This window comes from Citrobacter sp. Cpo071 (assembly GCF_030332765.1).
Taxonomy (GTDB): domain Bacteria; phylum Pseudomonadota; class Gammaproteobacteria; order Enterobacterales; family Enterobacteriaceae; genus Citrobacter; species Citrobacter portucalensis.
The window spans coordinates 31,290-50,068 of sequence record NZ_JAOWHE010000076.1 but is presented as its reverse complement, the minus strand read 5'-3'; the positions used below and the strand labels follow the sequence as shown (position 1 = coordinate 50,068).

Here is an 18,779-nt window from a genome sequence, read left to right as displayed (position 1 = left end):
TAACATTTTTGTGTTTCTGAGAACATGACATTGCCACATTACTATACGTCTGACTATCCGGAAATAAAAGCGTGTTTTTTCACGTTTTATTGATTATATCCAGTTAATTTTCAGTCAATTGTAAGCAACTTCATCATTTGTATTGTGATGTGGGTGTAACGTTTAGTGCAATAAATAAACAATAAAATGATCTTCCAATCGCGATCCTAGTCACAAATGATACGAAAGTAACATGATAATGTTATTTTAATATCATTGTTGTGTGATTGTTTCTGAGAGGTAGTAAAATGGATATCGCGGTTATTGGCTCCAACATGGTGGATCTCATCACCTACATCAACCAGATGCCCAAAGAAGGGGAAACGCTGGAAGCGCCGGCGTTCAAAATTGGCTGCGGGGGCAAAGGCGCAAATCAGGCCGTTGCGGCCGCTAAGCTCAATTCCAAAGTGCTGATGCTGACAAAAGTCGGTGATGATATTTTTGCGGATAACACTATTCGCAATCTCGAATCCTGGGGAATTAATACTACCTATGTCGAAAAGGTACCCTGCACCAGCAGCGGTGTCGCACCGATCTTTGTTAATGCGAACTCCAGCAACAGTATTCTGATTATTAAAGGAGCGAACAAATTTCTCTCCCCGGAAGATATCGATCGTGCGGCGGAAGATCTGAAAAAATGTCAGCTTATTGTCCTGCAACTGGAGGTGCAGCTGGAAACCGTTTATCACGCGATTGAATTTGGCAAAAAACACGGTATTGAAGTGTTACTAAATCCCGCCCCTGCATTACGGGAATTAGATATGTCTTATGCCTGTAAATGTGATTTTTTTGTGCCGAATGAAACCGAGCTGGAAATATTAACCGGTATGCCAGTAGATACTTATGACCATATTCGCGCAGCGGCACGTTCTCTGGTTGATAAAGGTCTGAACAATATTATCGTCACCATGGGTGAGAAAGGTGCGCTGTGGATGACGCGTGACCAGGAAGTCCATGTTCCAGCGTTTAAAGTGAACGCTGTCGATACCAGTGGCGCAGGCGATGCTTTCATCGGTTGTTTTGCTCACTATTACGTTCAAAGCGGTGATGTGGAAGCCGCCATGAAAAAAGCCGCTCTCTTCGCTGCTTTCAGCGTTACCGGGAAAGGCACTCAATCATCTTATCCAAGCATCGAACAATTTAATGAGTTTCTTACCTTAAACGAATAATACTCCTGCACTGTAAAAGGTAGCACTATGAACGATAAAAACATCATTCAGATGCCTGACGGCTATTTGAATAAGACCCCTCTGTTCCAGTTTATTTTGTTATCCTGTTTATTCCCGTTATGGGGATGCGCAGCCGCATTAAATGATATTCTGATTACGCAATTCAAAAGCGTATTTTCACTCAGCAACTTTGCCTCGGCATTAGTTCAGAGTGCCTTTTATGGCGGTTATTTTTTAATTGCGATTCCAGCATCTCTGGTGATTAAAAAGACCAGTTATAAAGTCGCCATATTAATGGGGCTGACCCTTTATATCGTTGGGTGTACGCTCTTTTTCCCGGCATCGCACATGGCCACCTACACCATGTTCCTTGCGGCGATTTTCGCGATTGCGATTGGTCTGAGCTTCCTGGAAACAGCAGCCAACACCTACAGCTCAATGATCGGCCCAAAAGCGTATGCCACTTTACGCCTGAACATCAGTCAGACTTTTTATCCTATTGGTGCGGCTGCTGGCATTCTGCTAGGTAAATATCTGGTCTTCTCTGAAGGTGAAAGCCTGGAAAAACAGATGGCCGGGATGAACGCTGAGCAGATCCATAACTTTAAAGTGTTGATGCTGGAAAATACCCTTGAGCCATACAAGTACATGATTATGGTACTGGTTGTGGTGATGGTGTTATTCCTGCTGACTCGCTTCCCGACCTGTAAAGTCGCGCAAACCACGAGTCATAAACGCCCGTCAGCGATGGATACACTGCGTTATCTGGCCAGCAATGCCCGTTTCCGTCGTGGAATTGTGGCGCAATTTCTTTATGTGGGGATGCAGGTCGCGGTGTGGTCATTCACCATCCGTCTGGCACTGGAATTAGGTGATATCAACGAGCGAGACGCCTCAACCTTCATGGTCTATAGCTTCGCCTGCTTCTTTATCGGCAAGTTTATCGCCAACATTTTGATGACGCGCTTCAATCCGGAAAAAGTGCTGATTCTCTATTCCATTATTGGTGCGCTGTTCCTCGTCTATGTTGCACTGGCGCCAAGCTTCAGCGCTGTGTATGTCGCAGTGCTGGTGAGTGTCCTGTTTGGACCCTGCTGGGCGACAATCTATGCGGGTACGCTTGATACCGTGGATAACGAGCATACCGAAATGGCGGGTGCCGTCATTGTCATGGCGATTGTCGGCGCGGCGGTGGTTCCGGCGATTCAGGGCTATGTGGCCGATATGTTCCATTCATTGCAACTTTCGTTCCTGGTTTCCATGCTGTGCTTCGTGTACGTCGGTATCTACTTCTGGCGTGAAAGCAAAGTGCGCAACAACCTGGCTGAAGCGACAGTTTCCTGAGGAGAGCGATCATGACAACACGTATAACGCTGTGGCGAGAACTCTTTGCAGAGCATCCGCGAATCTTACTGAAGAATAACGACTTCACGGTTACCGCATTTCGTTACGCCAGCGGAGTGGAAGGGCTGAAGGTAGAAAACAGTCGTGGACATCTGGTTATTCTGCCCTGGATGGGGCAGATGATCTGGGATGCTCAGTTTGATGGCCATGACCTGACCATGCGTAACATGTTCAGTCAGCCGAAACCGGCGGCGGAAGTGGTGGCGACCTACGGCTGTTTTGCCTTCCACTCAGGTCTGTTGGCAAATGGCTGCCCATCACCAGAGGATTCACATCCTTTGCACGGTGAAATGGCTTGTGCCGCGATGGATGAAGCTTGGCTGGAGCTGGAGGGTGAGAATTTGCGCGTGGGTGGACGCTATGAGTATGTGATGGGGTTCGGTCATCATTATCAGGCGCATCCTGCGGTGGTAATGCACAAAGCGAGCGCGCTGTTTGATATTCAGATGGCGGTTACCAACCTCGCCTCAGTGGCAATGCCGTTGCAGTACATGTGCCATATGAACTATGCCTACGTACCGGAAGCCACCTTCAGCCAGAATATTCCGGATGAGGCCATGAAGCTGCGTGAGTCGATACCCGCGCATGTTAAGCCGACTGAGCAGTGGCTGGCGTTTAATCAGCGGATTGTACAGGGCGAGGCTTCTCTGGCGCGGCTCAATGAACCCCATTTTTACGATCCGGAAATTGTCTTCTTTGCTGACCAATTGGACAGGTACACTGATAAGCCAGAATTTAGCATGATCGCGCCTGATGGCACCACGTTCGTTACGCGTTTCTCCAGCACGGAGCTGAATTATGTGACGCGTTGGATCCTCTATAACGGCGATCAGCAGGTTGCGGCATTCGCCTTGCCTGCAACCTGTCGACCTGAAGGATTCCTGGCAGCACAACGCAATGGCACCTTGATTGAAATAGAACCGCAGCACACCCGGACATTTACAGTCACAACTGGCATAGCCTGATCGCTCAAGGCTTGAACACCAAAGCACTTATCGTTAAGGTAAGCGCTTTTGCTGGGTGGCGGCATTAATGCCTTATCCGGCCTACAACGGCACCCGCCCGTAGGCCTGATAAGCGTAGCGCCATCAGGCATGCCTTAGCGCCAGGATGAACCCATGATTACCGTTGCCCTTATTGACGACCACCTCATCGTCCGCTCCGGCTTTGCCCAACTGCTGGGGCTGGAACCTGATTTGCAGGTGGTCGCTGAGTTTGGCTCAGGCAGTGAGGCGCTGGCGGGATTACCGGGACGCGGCGTGCAGGTGTGTATCTGCGACATCTCTATGCCTGATATCTCCGGTCTTGAACTGTTAAGCCAGTTGCCAAAAGGAATGGCGATTATCATGCTCTCTGTCCACGACAGCCCGGCGCTGGTGGAGCAGGCGCTCAACGCGGGCGCGCGTGGTTTCCTTTCTAAACGTTGTAGCCCGGATGAGCTGATCGCGGCGGTGCATACCGTGGCGACTGGCGGCTGTTACCTGACGCCGGACATCGCCGTCAAACTGGCGGCCGGTCGTCAGGATCCGCTCACCAAACGCGAACGTCAGGTGGCGGAAAAACTGGCGCAAGGTATGGCGGTCAAAGAGATTGCCGCTGAACTGGGTCTGTCGCCGAAAACGGTGCACGTGCATCGCGCCAACCTGATGGAAAAGCTGGGCGTCAGCAACGACGTCGAACTGGCCCGCCGGATGTTTGACGGCTGGCAATGAACACGCTCTGTTCCCGGTTAATCACCGTTGTTGCCTGCTTCTTTATCTTCTCTGCCGCGTGGTTTTGCCTGTGGAGCATCAGCCTGCATCTGGTTGAGCGCCCGGAGCTGGCGGTACTGCTGTTTCCGTTTGGCCTGCGTCTGGGGTTGATGCTGCAATGTCCGCGCGGCTACTGGCCGGTGCTGCTGGGCGCGGAATGGCTGCTTCTTTTCTGGCTGGCGCAGGAAGTGGCGCTGGTCCATTTACCACTTTTGATGATCGGCAGCTTCCTCACGTTACTCCCGGTGATGTTGATTTCGCGATACCGCCATCAGCGCGATTGGCGCACGCTGCTGTTGCAGGGCGCGGCGCTCACGGCGGCGGCGCTGCTGCAATCGCTGCCCTGGCTTGGGCAAGGTGAAGAGGCGTGGAACGCGCTGTTGCTGACGCTCACCGGCGGATTAACGCTGGCGCCGATCTGCCTGGTGTTCTGGCACTATCTGACCAGCACGACCTGGCTGCCGCTGGGCCCGGCGGTGGTGTCGCAGCCGGTGAACTGGCGCGGGCGGCATCTGGTCTGGTACCTGCTGCTGTTTAGCGTCAGCCTGTGGCTACAGCTCGGTTTACCCGCCGAGCTTTCGCGCTTCACGCCGTTTTGCCTCGCGTTGCCGATCATTGCGCTGGCCTGGCACTACGGCTGGCAGGGGGCGCTGATTGCGACGCTGATGAACGCCATCGCGCTGATTGCCAGCCAGACCTGGCACGATCATCCCGTTGACCTGTTGCTCTCGCTGCTGGTGCAAAGCCTGACCGGGCTGCTGCTCGGTGCGGGTATTCAGCGTCTGCGCGAACTTAACCAGTCGCTGCAAAACGAATTAGCGCGCAACCATCGTCTGGCGGAACGCCTGCTGGAAACCGAAGAGAGCGTGCGCCGGGATGTGGCGCGCGAACTGCACGATGATATCGGCCAGACCATCACCGCCATTCGCACCCAGGCGGGTATTGTTCAGCGGCTGGCGCCGGAAAACGCAGGGGTGAAGCGCAGCGGGGCGCACATCGAACAACTTTCTCTCGGCGTGTACGATTCGGTGCGTCGCCTGTTAGGCCGTCTGCGACCGCGCCAGCTGGACGATCTCACGCTGGAGCAGGCCATCCGCTCACTGATGCGCGAAATGGAGCTGGAAAGTCGCGGTATCGTCAGCCATCTCGACTGGCGAATTGATGAATCTGCACTTAGCGAAAGCCAGCGGGTGACGCTGTTTCGCGTCTGTCAGGAAGGGCTGAACAACATCGTTAAGCACGCCAACGCCAGCGCGGTGACGCTTCAGGGCTGGCAACAGGATGAACGGCTAATGCTGGTGATTGAGGATGACGGCAGCGGCCTGCCGCCAGGGTCGAATCAACAGGGATTTGGCCTTACGGGGATGCGTGAACGGATTAGCGCCCTCGGCGGATCGCTCTCGATTTCCTGTACGCACGGCACGCGGGTCAGCGTGTCGTTACCCCAGCGATATGTGTAAGGCGCGGTCATGTTTTCGTTTTTAAAAGCTCCGGCCAGTGCGCCGCTCATTACTGATAAGCGTGAAGTGGATGCCCTCTACCGCTACTGGCGGCGGCATATCCTGACCACCATCTGGCTCGGCTACGCGCTGTTCTATTTCACACGCAAGAGCTTCAATGCCGCCGTACCGGATATCCTCACCAGCGGCGTGCTGACTCGCAGCGACATTGGGCTGCTGGCGACGCTGTTTTACATCACCTACGGCCTGTCGAAGTTTGTTTCCGGTATCGTCAGCGACCGATCTAACGCTCGCTATTTTATGGGCATCGGACTGATTGCCACCGGCGTGGTAAACATTCTGTTTGGATTCTCCACCTCGCTATGGGCCTTTGCGGTGCTGTGGGCGCTGAACGCCTTTTTCCAGGGCTGGGGATCGCCGGTCTGCGCGCGTTTATTGACCGCGTGGTATTCGCGTACTGAACGCGGCGGCTGGTGGGCGCTGTGGAACACCGCGCACAACGTCGGCGGGGCGCTGATCCCTATCGTGATGGCGGCGACAGCGCTGCACTACGGCTGGCGCGCCGGGATGATGATCGCCGGTCTGCTGGCGATTGTGGTGGGGATTTTTCTCTGCTGGCGGCTGCGCGACAGGCCGCAGGCGATTGGTCTGCCGCCAATTGGCGACTGGCGGCATGATGAACTGGAAATTGCCCAACAGCAGGAAGGTGCTGGGCTAAGCCGCAAAGAGATCCTCACCCGTTATGTGCTACTGAATCCTTATATCTGGCTGCTGTCACTGTGTTATGTGCTGGTGTACGTGGTCCGTGCCGCGATTAACGACTGGGGCAATCTGTATATGTCGGAGACACTTGGCGTTGATTTGGTCACTGCCAATACCGCCGTGACCATGTTCGAACTGGGCGGCTTCATCGGCGCGTTGGTCGCGGGCTGGGGCTCGGACAAGCTGTTTAACGGCAACCGCGGTCCAATGAACCTGATTTTCGCCGCCGGAATTTTGCTCTCCGTTGGCTCGCTGTGGCTAATGCCGTTCGCCAGCTATGTGATGCAGGCCGCGTGCTTCTTCACCACCGGATTCTTCGTCTTCGGCCCGCAGATGCTGATCGGCATGGCGGCGGCGGAGTGTTCGCACAAAGAGGCGGCGGGCGCGGCAACCGGATTTGTCGGGCTGTTTGCTTATCTGGGGGCATCGCTCTCCGGCTGGCCGCTGGCGAAGGTGATGGAGGTCTGGCACTGGACCGGATTCTTTGTGGTGATCGCTATTGCGGCGGGAATTTCCGTGCTGCTGCTGCTGCCATTTTTAAACGCCCAGGCTCCGCGCGAACTCAACGAAGCGTGATGTACCTCACCTTTTTGCCCCGAGTGGAGCAAAACTAAGAAATTTTCCCGGTTTCACCTGGACGCTGTCTCAGGCGCGTCTTCCGGCTGATTTTTACAATGCCTGCTATTCGCAGGTATAAAAATTAGCTCGGGAGTGTCAAATGCTGGCCTTTCTAAACCAGGTGCGCAAGCCGACCCTGGATCTGCCGCTCGATGTGCGGCGCAAAATGTGGTTCAAACCATTCATGCAGTCCTATCTGGTGGTCTTTATCGGCTACCTGACCATGTACCTGATCCGCAAAAACTTCAACATCGCGCAGAACGACATGATCTCCACCTACGGGCTGAGCATGACGCAGCTGGGGATGATTGGCCTGGGCTTCTCCATCACCTACGGCGTGGGTAAAACGCTGGTTTCCTACTACGCGGATGGCAAAAACACCAAGCAGTTTCTGCCGTTTATGCTGATCCTCTCCGCCATCTGTATGCTTGGCTTTAGCGCCAGCATGGGCGCGGGTTCAACCAGCCTGTTTTTGATGATCGCTTTCTACGCGCTGAGCGGTTTCTTCCAGAGTACTGGCGGCTCATGTAGCTATTCCACCATTACTAAATGGACGCCGCGTCGCAAGCGGGGTTCCTACCTCGGCATGTGGAATATCTCCCACAACCTCGGCGGTGCGGGTGCGGCGGGCGTGGCGCTGTTTGGCGCTAACTATCTGTTCGACGGTCACGTCATCGGTATGTTTATCTTCCCGTCGATTATTGCTCTGATTGTTGGCTTTATCGGCCTGCGCTACGGCAGCGACTCCCCGGAATCTTATGGCCTCGGTAAAGCCGAAGAGCTGTTCGGTGAGGAGATCAGCGAAGAAGACAAAGAAACCGAAGAAAACGAGATGACCAAATGGCAGATCTTTGTTGAGTACGTGCTGAAAAACAAAGTGATCTGGCTGTTATGTTTCTCGAACATCTTCCTGTACGTAGTGCGAATCGGTATCGACCAGTGGTCCACCGTCTACGCTTTCCAGGAGCTGAAGCTCTCCAAAGAAGTGGCGATTCAGGGCTTTACCCTGTTTGAAGTGGGCGCGCTGGTTGGCACGCTGATGTGGGGTTGGCTCTCCGACCTGGCTAACGGTCGTCGTGCGCTGGTGGCCTGTGTAGCGCTGGCGTTGATTATCGCCACTCTGGGCGTTTATCAGCACGCCAGCAACCAGTACGTTTATCTGACTTCGCTGTTTGCGCTGGGCTTCCTGGTGTTTGGCCCACAGCTGTTAATCGGCGTTGCGGCAGTCGGGTTTGTGCCGAAAAAAGCGATCGGCGCAGCCGATGGGATTAAAGGCACTTTCGCTTATCTGATTGGTGACAGCTTCGCCAAGCTCGGTTTGGGGATGATTGCCGACGGCACGCCGATTTTCGGGCTGACCGGCTGGGCAGGCACTTTCGCCGCGCTGGATGCTGCCGCTATCGGTTGTATCTGTTTGATGGCCATCGTGGCTGTGTTTGAAGAACGTAAAATTCGCCGCGAGAAAAAGATTCAACAATTGAAAGTAGCTTAAGTTAAGTGTGCATTGGTAACTTTTGCCCGCCTTAATGGCGGGCTTTTTTATACTCTAAACTGGCTGGTTTCATGTACCAGATTGCGCAGCCACTGATGAGCGGCATCGCGATGCGTGCGTTCATGCCAGGCCATGCTTTTTGTAAAACCGGTTATGGGCAGCGGGGGCGGTAAAACGTGCATACGGGTGTCGTCATACGCCAGACGGGCAGGAACAACGGCAATCATATCGCTGATAGCGAGGATGTCCGGCAATACCAGGAAGCTGCTAACCGACAAACCAATCTGCCGTTGGCGTCCGACGCTTGCCAGTGCCTCATCGGTGACGCCCCAGAAACTTTCACCCTCATAAGAAACCAGCACATGCTCCAGCGCGCAGAAGCGATCGAGCGTCAGCGGTTGCCCCGCATCAGGATGCGCATGACGCATGAGACAAACGTACTCTTCATCATATAACGCCCGGCTATGCAGGTTGTCGGGCGTGGAATCCGGCGTCAGCAATGCCAGGTCGATTTTCCCCTGCTCAAACTGTGTGGTGAGCAGCACTGGCTCAACCGGGATCACTCGTACACGAATGCCCGGTGCGCGCACGCGAAGCGCGGCAATAAATGGCACGATAACCGCTTTGAGCGCGTAATCCGTAGCGGCGACGGTAAAGGTGAGCGCTGCGGTGAACGGGTCAAATTGTGTCGGTTTAAGCAGTATATCGATATCGCTGAGGATCTGTTTGACCGGGGCGGCCAACTGTTGGGCACGCAGCGTCGGAACAATGCCATGCGGTGTGCGACTAAACAGCGGATCGTCAAAATAGTCGCGCAGGCGGTTGAGCATACCGCTTACCGCAGGCTGGGTGAGCGACAGCCGCTGCGCCGCCCGGGTTACGCTGCGTTCATCCAGCAGGGCATCCAGCGTTTTTAACAGATTGAGATCGAGCGTTCTGATATCAGATTTCATGATGTCTGCCTGCGAGTTCGATAAGTCACATTATGACACGTTCAGTCGTCGACAGAGGTGAATTTGCCGCTATGATGGGCGTCCTGTCTGGTAATGGATGTGCGCATGATTTGGATAATGCTGGCCACGCTGGTGGTTGTTTTTGTGGTGGGATTTCGGGTGCTAACGTCCGGGTCGCGGCGGGCAATTCGCCGTCTGAGCGAGCGGCTGAACATTGATGTCGTGCCGGTAGAATCGATGATCGATCAGATGGGAAAAGTACAGGGTGAGGCTTTTTTACAGTACCTCCACCGTCCTGATGAATCGCATCTACAAAATGCCGCCCAGGTGCTGTTGATCTGGCAAATCGTTATTGTCGACGGCAGTGAGCAGAACTTGTTGCAATGGCACCGCTGGCTGCAAAAAGCCCGGCTGGCTGCACCGATTACCGACGCGCAGGTGCGTCTGGCGCTCGGTTTTCTGCGCGAGATGGAGCCGGATATGCAGGAGCTTAATGCGTTCCAGATGCGCTATAACGCCTTTTTCCAGCCCGAGGATGGCGTGCACTGGCTGCACTGATATCAAAATTTATGATGACGACTATTTTGAATCGTCATTATCTTTATATCTTACGCGAAAGCATGATGTACCTCGTTAACTCACACGACGAGGTACATCATGAATCAAGCGACTCAACAACGTGCAATTATCTGGCCTGCAGCGTATCTGCCGGGGACGACTGATAACTTTGCCTCAAATGAAATTATCGTTGCCGGACTGAGCGCCCGTGCCGTCTGGGCACAGCTTAATGACACAACGCGCTGGCCGACGTATTACAGCAACGTGGCGGATATCCGTTTTCACGACGGTTCCGGTCCATTGTTAAGCATGGATGCCCGTTTTCGTTTTACGACTTTTGGTTTCCCCATCGAAGCGCAAATCACCGAGTATGTGCCGCCGGTTGACGGCCAGGCCGCGCGTGTTGCCTGGCATGGCTGGGCGGAAGGCGATGCCACTACACGTCTGGATGTGATCCACGCCTGGCTCTTTGAGGATTTACCCGGCGGGCGCGTACGTATTCTGACCCAGGAATCACAAATTGGCGTTCCGGCACAAGAACTGGCACGTACGCTGCCCAATCCGATGATCAGCGGTCACCAGGAGTGGATAACCGGCCTGGCCCGGGCTGCGCGTGACGCTTAATTGAGCCAGAAAGGGCTCTCTGTCCTGGGCCGGATAAGGCGCAGCCGATCTCTGGTGAATAGTTGTCAAAACGTTAATTACGTCACAAATTTAATGTTACACTGCGTAACTTTTCTACAATAACCCCACGCAGGTAACAAAATGAGTGAAGCTGTTGAACAAAAATCCCGCGCTGAGGCAAATTCCCGACCTAACTGGTCGGCGGTATTTGCCGTGGCGTTCTGCGTTGCCTGCCTGATAACCGTTGAATTTCTCCCCGTTAGCCTGTTAACGCCGATGGCGCAGGATTTGGGGATTTCTGAAGGCGTGGCCGGGCAATCGGTGACCGTGACGGCATTTGTCGCCATGTTCGCCAGCCTGTTTGTGACGCAAATTATTCAGGCGACCGATCGTCGCTATGTGGTGATCCTGTTTTCGGTGCTACTGACGCTTTCCTGTCTGCTGGTTTCCTTTGCCAATTCTTTTTCGCTGCTGCTCGTTGGCCGCGCCTGCCTCGGTCTGGCGCTTGGCGGCTTCTGGGCGATGTCGGCGTCGCTGACCATGCGTCTGGTTCCTGCACGTACGGTGCCGAAAGCGCTGTCGGTTATTTTTGGCGCGGTCTCCATCGCGCTGGTAATTGCCGCGCCGCTGGGGAGCTTTTTGGGCGGCATTATCGGCTGGCGTAACGTGTTTAATGCGGCGGCGGTAATGGGCGTGCTGTGCACGATTTGGGTGGTGAGAGCGTTGCCTTCGCTGCCTGGTGAACCTTCGCATCAGAAACAAAACATGTTCAGCTTGTTGCAGCGTCCAGGGGTGATGGCCGGGATGATTGCCATCTTCATGTCCTTTGCTGGTCAGTTCGCCTTCTTTACCTATATTCGCCCGATCTATATGAATCTGGCGGGCTTTGACGTTGATGGCCTGACGCTGGTGCTGCTGAGCTTCGGTATTGCCAGTTTCGTTGGTACGTCGTTCTCGTCGATGATTTTGAAGCGTTCGGTCAAACTGGCGTTAGCCGGTGCGCCACTGGTGCTGGCGCTCAGTGCGCTGGTCCTGATCCTGTGGGGCAGCGACAAAGTGGTCGCGGCGGGTATTGCGATTATTTGGGGGCTGTTGTTTGCGCTGGTACCGGTCGGCTGGTCGACGTGGATCACCCGTTCGCTTGCCGATCAGGCAGAAAAAGCCGGATCCGTCCAGGTCGCCGTGATCCAGCTTGCCAATACCTGCGGGGCAGCGGTGGGAGGCTATGCGCTCGATACCTTCGGACTGCTGTCGCCCCTGATGCTTTCCGGCAGCCTGATGCTGCTGACGGCGCTTTTGGTGGCAGCGAAAGTTCGCATAAAAGGTATGCAATAATCTCGGTGTTGTTCGCCGGATAAGGCGTTCTCGCCGTATCCGGCACTTCACGACTCACTAATCAGAACCATGCTTCCCACATGGCACCAAGGTTAAAGTCGTCCAGCGTTTCATCCTGCGTGCCGTTGACCCGCGCGGTGCGATCGTTATCCACCTTGCCGCCGGTGACGTAGAAGCGCAGCATCGGGCGGAACTCCGGTCCCATGGCGATCGACATGTTCTGCGACAGCGTCAGTTTCCAGCCGTGGTTATCCCCGCCGTTGTCGTAATCTACGCGCTGATAGCCCGCTTCCAGCCAGGTGGAGTGAACGTCGTTCCAGAAGTACATTGGACGCACAATCGTGCCGTAGTTCTTACGGTTATCGCTCTTATCGGTGCTGTTGTCGTAATCATGGAACGCTAACAGGTATTCCACCTGCGCCTGGCGGGTAAACTTATGACTTCCCTCGAAGCTGGCGTAAACCGTAGTCAGGTCGTCGGTTTTGTTATAGACGCTGTTGTCGGAGTTATCAGAATAACGGGCAATCACTTTATTCACGCCGCTGTCGTTGGTGTGGCTCAGCACGAATGCGCCCTGCCAGGCTTTCAGGCGGTCATCGCTCTCGACGGCTTTGGAGTCAAAACCGTAGTTGGCGTAGATCTCCAGATCCAGCGGGCCCACTTTCATATTGTGAATTTTTGACGTCACAGCGTAGTTGCCTTTATCGCCGGTACCGGAACCGCCGGTACAGGTAATACGCGATGGGTTGGCTTCGTCTTCCATCACTTCCGGGCTGCACGATTCAACTGCGGCAACGGTGGCGACATCAAACTGTACGCCGCCGATGTCGAAGTTCTTCACCCCGGCGCCCTGGCCGTCGTGGTTCATCCAGAAGTAGTCGTTGATACCCTGTTGCGGACGCTGGTGGAAGTCGCGGCCTGCCCAGATATAGGCGTTGGGATTGGATTCCAGTACGTTGGTGACGCCCGCGTAGGCTTTTTTCAGGTTAACTTCGTCGCCCCAGTGGTCGATCATCACGTTGATGTCCCAGATGGCGCCGTTATCGCTTTTGAACGCTTTTGAGAGCTGGAACTCGCCGCCGTTGCCTTCGTTACCCAGGCGACCGATAGCGGAAGCACCGTTGTAGGAGCCATCAACGCCAACGTATTTCTGATCGCCGCTCTGGAAATGCGCGCCGTAACGCGCATAGCCGCTGAATTTCACACCGAACGGAATAGCCATATCCGGCGATTGCGCCGCGCTTTGCGGCTCGTTAATGACATCGGTTTTTTTCGCCACGGCGGCGTCCATTTTAGCCTGACGCTCAGCCAGCGCTTTATCGACGGCTTTGGCAACGATGGCATCGATTTGTTCTTGTGTGAATTCCTGTGCGAGGACAGAAATTGGGCACAGCGCGGCGACGACCGCCAGCGTGACTGGAAGTTTTTTTATCATGTTCATGGTTATCTCATCGACACTTTACCCTTCAGTTTGCGTAGAGCATTCTGAATAAGCGTGTGCATTAATTTATTTTAAGATAATAACCATCCCGTCTCGGTTTAATTTGCTATCACCAAAACAAGTTGATTTGTCTATTTAATAACGGGTACAGGGCTGCTTTATTTAATCGTAATGCTTTCTCCGTTGTTGAATGTGTAATTAACGATTAACGCTGATACAGATGAATAATTTCTTCTGACAGTTCGCGGGCTAATAACGACGTCATTAAGTGGTCCTGCGCATGCACCATAATTAATGTCATTGGTTGCCGGGCTTCCCCGGCGTCCTGTTCGATCAATTTGGTTTGCATGTGATGAGCCTGACGGGCGTAACCGTCAGCCTCACGAAGCAGGCTTTTTGCCTCGTCAATATTGCCAGCGCGCGCGGCATGCAGCGCTTCAAAGCACAGACTGCGGGACTGCCCGGCATTGACGATGATTTCCATTACTGCTTCTTCTAATGCAATCATGTTGTTCTCTTCCTAATCGAATCCGTTATTTTCGGCGGTCTGGGCAAACCATTCGCCGCTTTTTTTCACCGTACGTTTTTGCGTTGCTAAATCTAATTGAACAAAACCGTAGCGGTTTTTATAACCGTTAAGCCATGACCAGTTATCAATAAAGGTCCACATATGGTAGCCAAGACAATTACAGCCTTCGCTAATTCCTTTATGTAGCCATTTAAGATGCTCAGAAACAAATTCAATACGGTAGCTGTCGTTGATTTGCTCTTGCTGAATAAAACGCTGCTCATTCTCGACACCCATACCGTTTTCAGAAATAAAACAGCGCGGGTTGCCATAATTATCACGCAGATTGGTAATAATATCGTAAATACCCGGCTCATAAATTTCCCAGCCACGGTAGGGGTTCATTTTCCGCCCCGGCATTTCGTAATAATCAAACAGCCACTCCGGCATAAACGGTGCATCCGGGTTGACGGCGCTATCACGACATTTCACGCGACGCGGCTGATAGTAGTTGATGCCGAGCAGGTCGATTTTGCCCTCGGCGATTAACTGGCTGTCGCCTGGCTGACATGTTGGTAATTGATCATACTCCTTCAGCAGCTCAACCAGATCCGCCGGATATTCACCCTTCAGCACCGGGTCGAGGAAGCTGCGGTTAAACAGCAGATCCGCATAGTGTGCGGCTTTTACATCCGCCGGATTTTGTGAGCGCGGGTAGGAAGGCGTTAAATTCAGCACCACGCCGATTTCACCGTCATGGTTTGCGGCACGATATGCCCGAACCGCCGTCGAATGCGCCAGTACGGTGTGATACGCCACGGTGGCTGCACGTTTGAAATCCACCACATTAGGGTAATGGAAGTCATACAGATAGCCGCCTTCAACCGGGACAATTGGCTCGTTAAAGGTAAACCAGTGCTTAACCCGGTTGCCGAACAATGTAAAACACGTTTGTGCATAGCGGCCAAACGCCTCGACCACTTCACGGTTTTCCCAGCCACCTTTCTCCTGCATCACCATCGGCATGTCGAAATGAAACAGGGTGATAAATGGCGTAATGCCTTGTGCCAGCAGCTCGTCGATGACGTTGTTATAGAACTCGACGGCTTCAGGATTAACCTCGCCGGTACCGTCCGGAATCAGGCGCGACCAGCTCAGAGACGTACGGAAGCTGTTATGCTTCAGCTGTTTGAGCAGTGCGATATCCTGTTTCCAGTGCTGATAAAAGGTCGAGGTAGTTGCCGGGCCAACTCCCTGATGGAAACGACCTGGCTGACGGTCGAACCACACGTCCCACGTGGTCTGGCTTTTGCCGCCGTTCAGGCTATCCCCTTCGGTTTGCAGCGCTGAGCAGGCACTGCCCCACCAGAAGTTTTCAGGAAAACGGTATCTCATTGTTCTGACTCCTTGATTCATTATGAGTTGCTACGGGCAGCGTTCGCCACGGAGACGGCATCCTGTGCTTTTTGCTCTTCGGTTTTCAGCAAAGAACGTTCGTAAGCACGCAGGAATGGAAGGTACATCAGCGCTGACATCGCCATACAGATAAAGCACATCACCACCGGACTTAATGCCCAGTTTGCGGCCCAGGAAGCACCGATTGGCGCAGGCGTAGTCCACGGCGTCAGTGAAACAACCTGTGCCAGCCAGCCGAGTTTGGTGGCGCTATAGGCCAGCACGGCGTTAACCAGCGGGACGCAGACAAACGGGATGAACAACATCGGGTTCATGATGATTGGCGCACCAAACAGAATAGGCTCATTGATATTAAAGAAACTAGGCACAATTCCCATTTTGCCGATAGTACGCAGATGCGCGACGCGACTGCGCAGCAGCAGGAATGCCAGCGGTAAAGTTGAACCGACGCCGCCAATCAGCAGGTAGTGATCCCAGAAACCTTGCAGATAGACATGGGGCAGCGCAGCGCCCGCTGCCAGAGCGGCCTGGTTAGCGGACAGGTTCGCCATCCAGAATGGGTTCATGATGCCGGTTACGATCAATGAGCCGTGAATGCCGGCAAACCAGAAAATCTGGCACAACAGCACAGAAAGCAGAATAGCGGGCAGTGAGTCAGAAGCGGAAACCAGCGGCTCCAGCAGGTGCATAATCGCCTGCGGGATGATCATCCCAGTTTGTGCTTCGATAAACAGGTTCAGCGGATGCAGGGTCGCAATCACCACCAGTACCGGAATGAGGATCTCGAATGAACGCGCGACGCCGGTCGGGACTTCCTTCGGCAGGCGGATTGTCACGTTATTCTGCTTCAGCCATGCATATATACGGGTGGAGTAAATGGCGGTGATGAGGGCGGTAAAGATACCCTGACCGGAAAGATACTGCGTCGAGATTTTACCGTCGGCATAGGGTGCAGCAACCAGTAAAAACGCCATAAAGGCCAGCAGGCCAGACATCACCGGATCGAGGTTAAACTGACGGCCCAGGCTGGCACCAATGCCCACGGAGATAAAGAACGTCATAACACCCATGCTGAGGTTAAACGGCAGCATCAGCTGTTCACGATAAGTTGCCGAGAAATCGAGCCAGCCCCGGGCAAAGCTGTTGGTGGTATCGGCAGAGAACGGCGGAAAAATAAACACCAGCATGAAGGAGCCGATGATCATAAACGGCAGCGCCGCCGTAAAACCGTCACGAATTGCAATCACATACTTCTGCTGCCCTAACTTGCCAGCGAGCGGGGTGATGGATTGTTCAATGACGGCAACCATTGACTGATATAACGAACTCATAATGACACCTTTCTAGTGTGTCGCTTCAATCAGCGACAGAGCATAATCCAGCACTTTGTCACCGCGTTGCATACCGTAATCCATCATATCTATGGCTTTTACGGGTATACCCTGGGTGGCAGCCTTTTCGGAGAGCGTATTAAGCATGTACTTTACCTGGGGGCCGAGTAGCACCACCTGGTAATTTGGAAACTGAATGTCAAATTCGGAAACGCCGTAGGCCTCAATCTTCACAGGCAATCCGCGAGACTCTGCCTCTTCAACCATTTTGCGAACCAGCAAGCTGGTGGACATCCCTGCCGAACAACACAACATAATCCTGAACATAGTGAACCATCCTTTAAATGTAAAAACTTATTGCGAGTCTGATTTGATATCATACGGAAACCGGTTTCCATTCATGGGAAACAGAACTGTGACGGCCATCAAGATCTTATTCTTATAAGGCTAATTATTTGGATTTAGCTCACGAAATTAGCTGTGAAGATCTCTTTTTGAGTCCAAATGGAAAATCGGTTTCCATGAAAAACGGAAACAGCTATACTGCGGATGGCGATTATTTGAGCCAATGTTAAATTCAGGATGGAAAGGGCCAGGCGGGTCCTGTCAGGGGAGAATGATGTCTACTATCAACGATGTATCGCGTTTGGCTGGCGTGTCAAAAGCCACTGTGTCACGCGTGTTGAGCGGATCGCGTGGCGTAAAAGAGGCCAGCCGCCTCGCCGTGTTGAAAGCGGTGGATGAACTCAATTATCGTCCGAACGTGATTGCGCAGTCGCTACTCAGCCAGTCTACGGGCTGTATCGGCGTGATATGCGCGCAGGACAACATTAATCAGACCACGGGTTATCTCTACGCGCTGGAAAAGCATCTTAGCCAGCATCAAAAGCACCTGCTGCTGCGTTTTGCCAATACCAAAGCGGAAGTCATGAGCGCTCTTGATGAATTAAGCTGCGGCTTGTGCGATGACGTCCTGATTATTGGCGCGCGTTTTCCGCTGAACATCAATCAGGAGAATGTCATTCTGGTGGATTGTCTGGATTCCGGCGATGACGTCAACAGCATCCAGTTCGATCATGAGTTCGCTACCGAAACCGCCTGTAACTACCTGATAAGTCAGAACCGACGCCAGATTGCTTTAATTCATCCGGACGGGATGGGTTTCTCCGATCAGGTGCTGTTGGGCTATAAACACGCGCTGGAAAAAAACTTCCTGCCGTTTAACCGTAACCTGGTATTTATGGCTGCAACGTCATCGTCAGTGGCCTTGCAGGAGCTGCTGAACAACGCGTCAACGCTGAATTTTAACGCGCTGCTGGTGGCGGATGAACAGCAGGCACAGCGGGTGATCCCGCAGTTGCAGGCGTTTAATAAATCAGTACCGCAAGACATTATGGTCTTTAGCCTGGCCGGTTCGCTGCATCTGCCGGGAATCCCTACGATCCCGGCGATTGAATATTCCATGGACGCCATGGCGGCGCGGATCGTCAGTTGGCTTAACGAGAAAACCCAGAGCGTGCTGGGGTCGTACGTGCTGCGCGGCGACTTAATTATTCCTCAGCGTTAACGCTTTCCCTCTGGCGTGGGGCTATTTCGCTTCACGCCTATAAATCCGGGCATTCAACTTTGCCAAGCGCTTCCCAGTAGTTGTTTTGATTGTTTCTTTGAATTGCCAGAATGGCTTCGCGGATGTACTGCTGATTACGCGTATCAGCCATAATCGTTTTTTCCCACACCTCATCAGATGGCGACCCTTGCGGGGTGCAAATCTTACGTAAATCCTTCATAACAGTATTCTTTTCGTGTACAGCCTGCAGACTGCCATAAGCCGAGTCGGCATGTGCCAGACCGGGTAGCGTGAAAAGGACGGCAATAATCGGAAAAATGACTCGTTTCATGATAATAATCCTTGTTGTCT

General features: G+C 53.3%; 18 protein-coding genes. 11 read left to right on the top strand and 7 right to left on the bottom strand.

What is annotated here, in order from left to right:
* Positions 1 to 287 precede the first annotated feature (287 nt).
* From rbsK to uhpT, 7 genes are all read left to right on the top strand, one after another.
* Positions 288 to 1,208, top strand: a complete 921-nt coding sequence (gene rbsK, locus OGY09_RS08485) for a ribokinase (protein ID WP_003827124.1) — start codon at positions 288 to 290, stop codon at positions 1,206 to 1,208.
* Between the two features lie 27 nt (positions 1,209 to 1,235).
* A complete protein-coding gene (fucP, locus tag OGY09_RS08480; protein WP_003827126.1) occupies positions 1,236 to 2,552 on the top strand; it encodes an L-fucose:H+ symporter permease in 1,317 nt (438 codons plus the stop codon).
* Positions 2,553 to 2,563: 11 nt separating this feature from the next.
* A complete protein-coding gene (locus OGY09_RS08475) occupies positions 2,564 to 3,577 on the top strand; it encodes an aldose 1-epimerase family protein (protein ID WP_032945437.1) in 1,014 nt (337 codons plus the stop codon).
* A 153-nt stretch (positions 3,578 to 3,730) separates the two neighbouring features.
* A complete protein-coding gene (gene uhpA / locus OGY09_RS08470; protein WP_003023923.1) occupies positions 3,731 to 4,324 on the top strand; it encodes a response regulator transcription factor UhpA in 594 nt (197 codons plus the stop codon).
* Positions 4,321 to 5,823: a signal transduction histidine-protein kinase/phosphatase UhpB gene (gene uhpB / locus OGY09_RS08465; RefSeq protein ID WP_032945436.1), complete on the top strand. Its 1,503-nt coding sequence runs from the start codon at positions 4,321 to 4,323 to the stop codon at positions 5,821 to 5,823. The genes uhpA and uhpB overlap by 4 nt, the downstream gene beginning before the upstream one ends.
* Before the next feature lie 9 nt (positions 5,824 to 5,832).
* Positions 5,833 to 7,161 (top strand): MFS transporter, encoded by a 1,329-nt coding sequence (locus OGY09_RS08460; protein ID WP_032945434.1) that lies wholly within the window; start codon positions 5,833 to 5,835, stop codon positions 7,159 to 7,161.
* Between the two features lie 142 nt (positions 7,162 to 7,303).
* Positions 7,304 to 8,695: a hexose-6-phosphate:phosphate antiporter UhpT gene (gene uhpT, locus OGY09_RS08455; protein WP_008786520.1), complete on the top strand. Its 1,392-nt coding sequence runs from the start codon at positions 7,304 to 7,306 to the stop codon at positions 8,693 to 8,695.
* 47 nt (positions 8,696 to 8,742) lie between these two features.
* Here uhpT and OGY09_RS08450 read toward each other — a convergent pair whose 3' ends face one another.
* On the bottom strand, positions 8,743 to 9,648 hold the full coding sequence (locus tag OGY09_RS08450; RefSeq protein WP_032945433.1) for a LysR family transcriptional regulator: 906 nt from the start codon (positions 9,646 to 9,648) through the stop codon (positions 8,743 to 8,745).
* Positions 9,649 to 9,753: 105 nt separating this feature from the next.
* Between OGY09_RS08450 and OGY09_RS08445 the strand changes: the two genes are divergently transcribed.
* From OGY09_RS08445 to nepI, 3 genes are all read left to right on the top strand, one after another.
* Positions 9,754 to 10,206, top strand: coding sequence for a DUF1198 family protein (locus OGY09_RS08445; protein WP_003827141.1), 453 nt, complete (start codon positions 9,754 to 9,756; stop codon positions 10,204 to 10,206).
* 99 nt (positions 10,207 to 10,305) lie between these two features.
* Complete coding sequence (locus OGY09_RS08440; protein ID WP_032945432.1) at positions 10,306 to 10,830, top strand: SRPBCC family protein; 525 nt, start codon at positions 10,306 to 10,308, stop codon at positions 10,828 to 10,830.
* Positions 10,831 to 10,971: 141 nt separating this feature from the next.
* Entirely contained in the window at positions 10,972 to 12,165 is a 1,194-nt protein-coding gene (nepI, locus tag OGY09_RS08435) for a purine ribonucleoside efflux pump NepI (RefSeq protein WP_032945431.1), read from the top strand.
* A gap of 61 nt (positions 12,166 to 12,226) precedes the next feature.
* Here nepI and OGY09_RS08430 read toward each other — a convergent pair whose 3' ends face one another.
* The 5 genes from OGY09_RS08430 to OGY09_RS08410 all read right to left on the bottom strand — a co-directional run bounded on the left by OGY09_RS08430 (position 12,227) and on the right by OGY09_RS08410 (position 17,188).
* Positions 12,227 to 13,606 (bottom strand): carbohydrate porin, encoded by a 1,380-nt coding sequence (locus OGY09_RS08430; RefSeq protein WP_286590329.1) that lies wholly within the window; start codon positions 13,604 to 13,606, stop codon positions 12,227 to 12,229.
* A gap of 205 nt (positions 13,607 to 13,811) precedes the next feature.
* The gene (locus tag OGY09_RS08425; protein ID WP_008786514.1) at positions 13,812 to 14,114 is read right to left on the bottom strand and encodes a PTS lactose/cellobiose transporter subunit IIA; all 303 of its coding nucleotides are present in this window, start codon (positions 14,112 to 14,114) and stop codon (positions 13,812 to 13,814) included.
* 12 nt (positions 14,115 to 14,126) lie between these two features.
* On the bottom strand, positions 14,127 to 15,509 hold the full coding sequence (gene gmuD, locus OGY09_RS08420; RefSeq protein WP_008786513.1) for a 6-phospho-beta-glucosidase GmuD: 1,383 nt from the start codon (positions 15,507 to 15,509) through the stop codon (positions 14,127 to 14,129).
* A 20-nt stretch (positions 15,510 to 15,529) separates the two neighbouring features.
* Positions 15,530 to 16,861, bottom strand: coding sequence for a PTS cellobiose transporter subunit IIC (locus tag OGY09_RS08415; protein WP_008786512.1), 1,332 nt, complete (start codon positions 16,859 to 16,861; stop codon positions 15,530 to 15,532).
* 12 nt (positions 16,862 to 16,873) lie between these two features.
* The gene (locus OGY09_RS08410) at positions 16,874 to 17,188 is read right to left on the bottom strand and encodes a PTS sugar transporter subunit IIB (RefSeq protein WP_008786511.1); all 315 of its coding nucleotides are present in this window, start codon (positions 17,186 to 17,188) and stop codon (positions 16,874 to 16,876) included.
* Between the two features lie 292 nt (positions 17,189 to 17,480).
* Between OGY09_RS08410 and OGY09_RS08405 the strand changes: the two genes are divergently transcribed.
* Complete coding sequence (locus tag OGY09_RS08405) at positions 17,481 to 18,428, top strand: LacI family DNA-binding transcriptional regulator (RefSeq protein WP_032941556.1); 948 nt, start codon at positions 17,481 to 17,483, stop codon at positions 18,426 to 18,428.
* Between the two features lie 37 nt (positions 18,429 to 18,465).
* On the opposite strand, the gene OGY09_RS08400 is transcribed toward OGY09_RS08405, so the two are convergent.
* Positions 18,466 to 18,759 (bottom strand): YicS family protein, encoded by a 294-nt coding sequence (locus OGY09_RS08400; RefSeq protein WP_032945428.1) that lies wholly within the window; start codon positions 18,757 to 18,759, stop codon positions 18,466 to 18,468.
* Positions 18,760 to 18,779 lie beyond the last annotated feature (20 nt).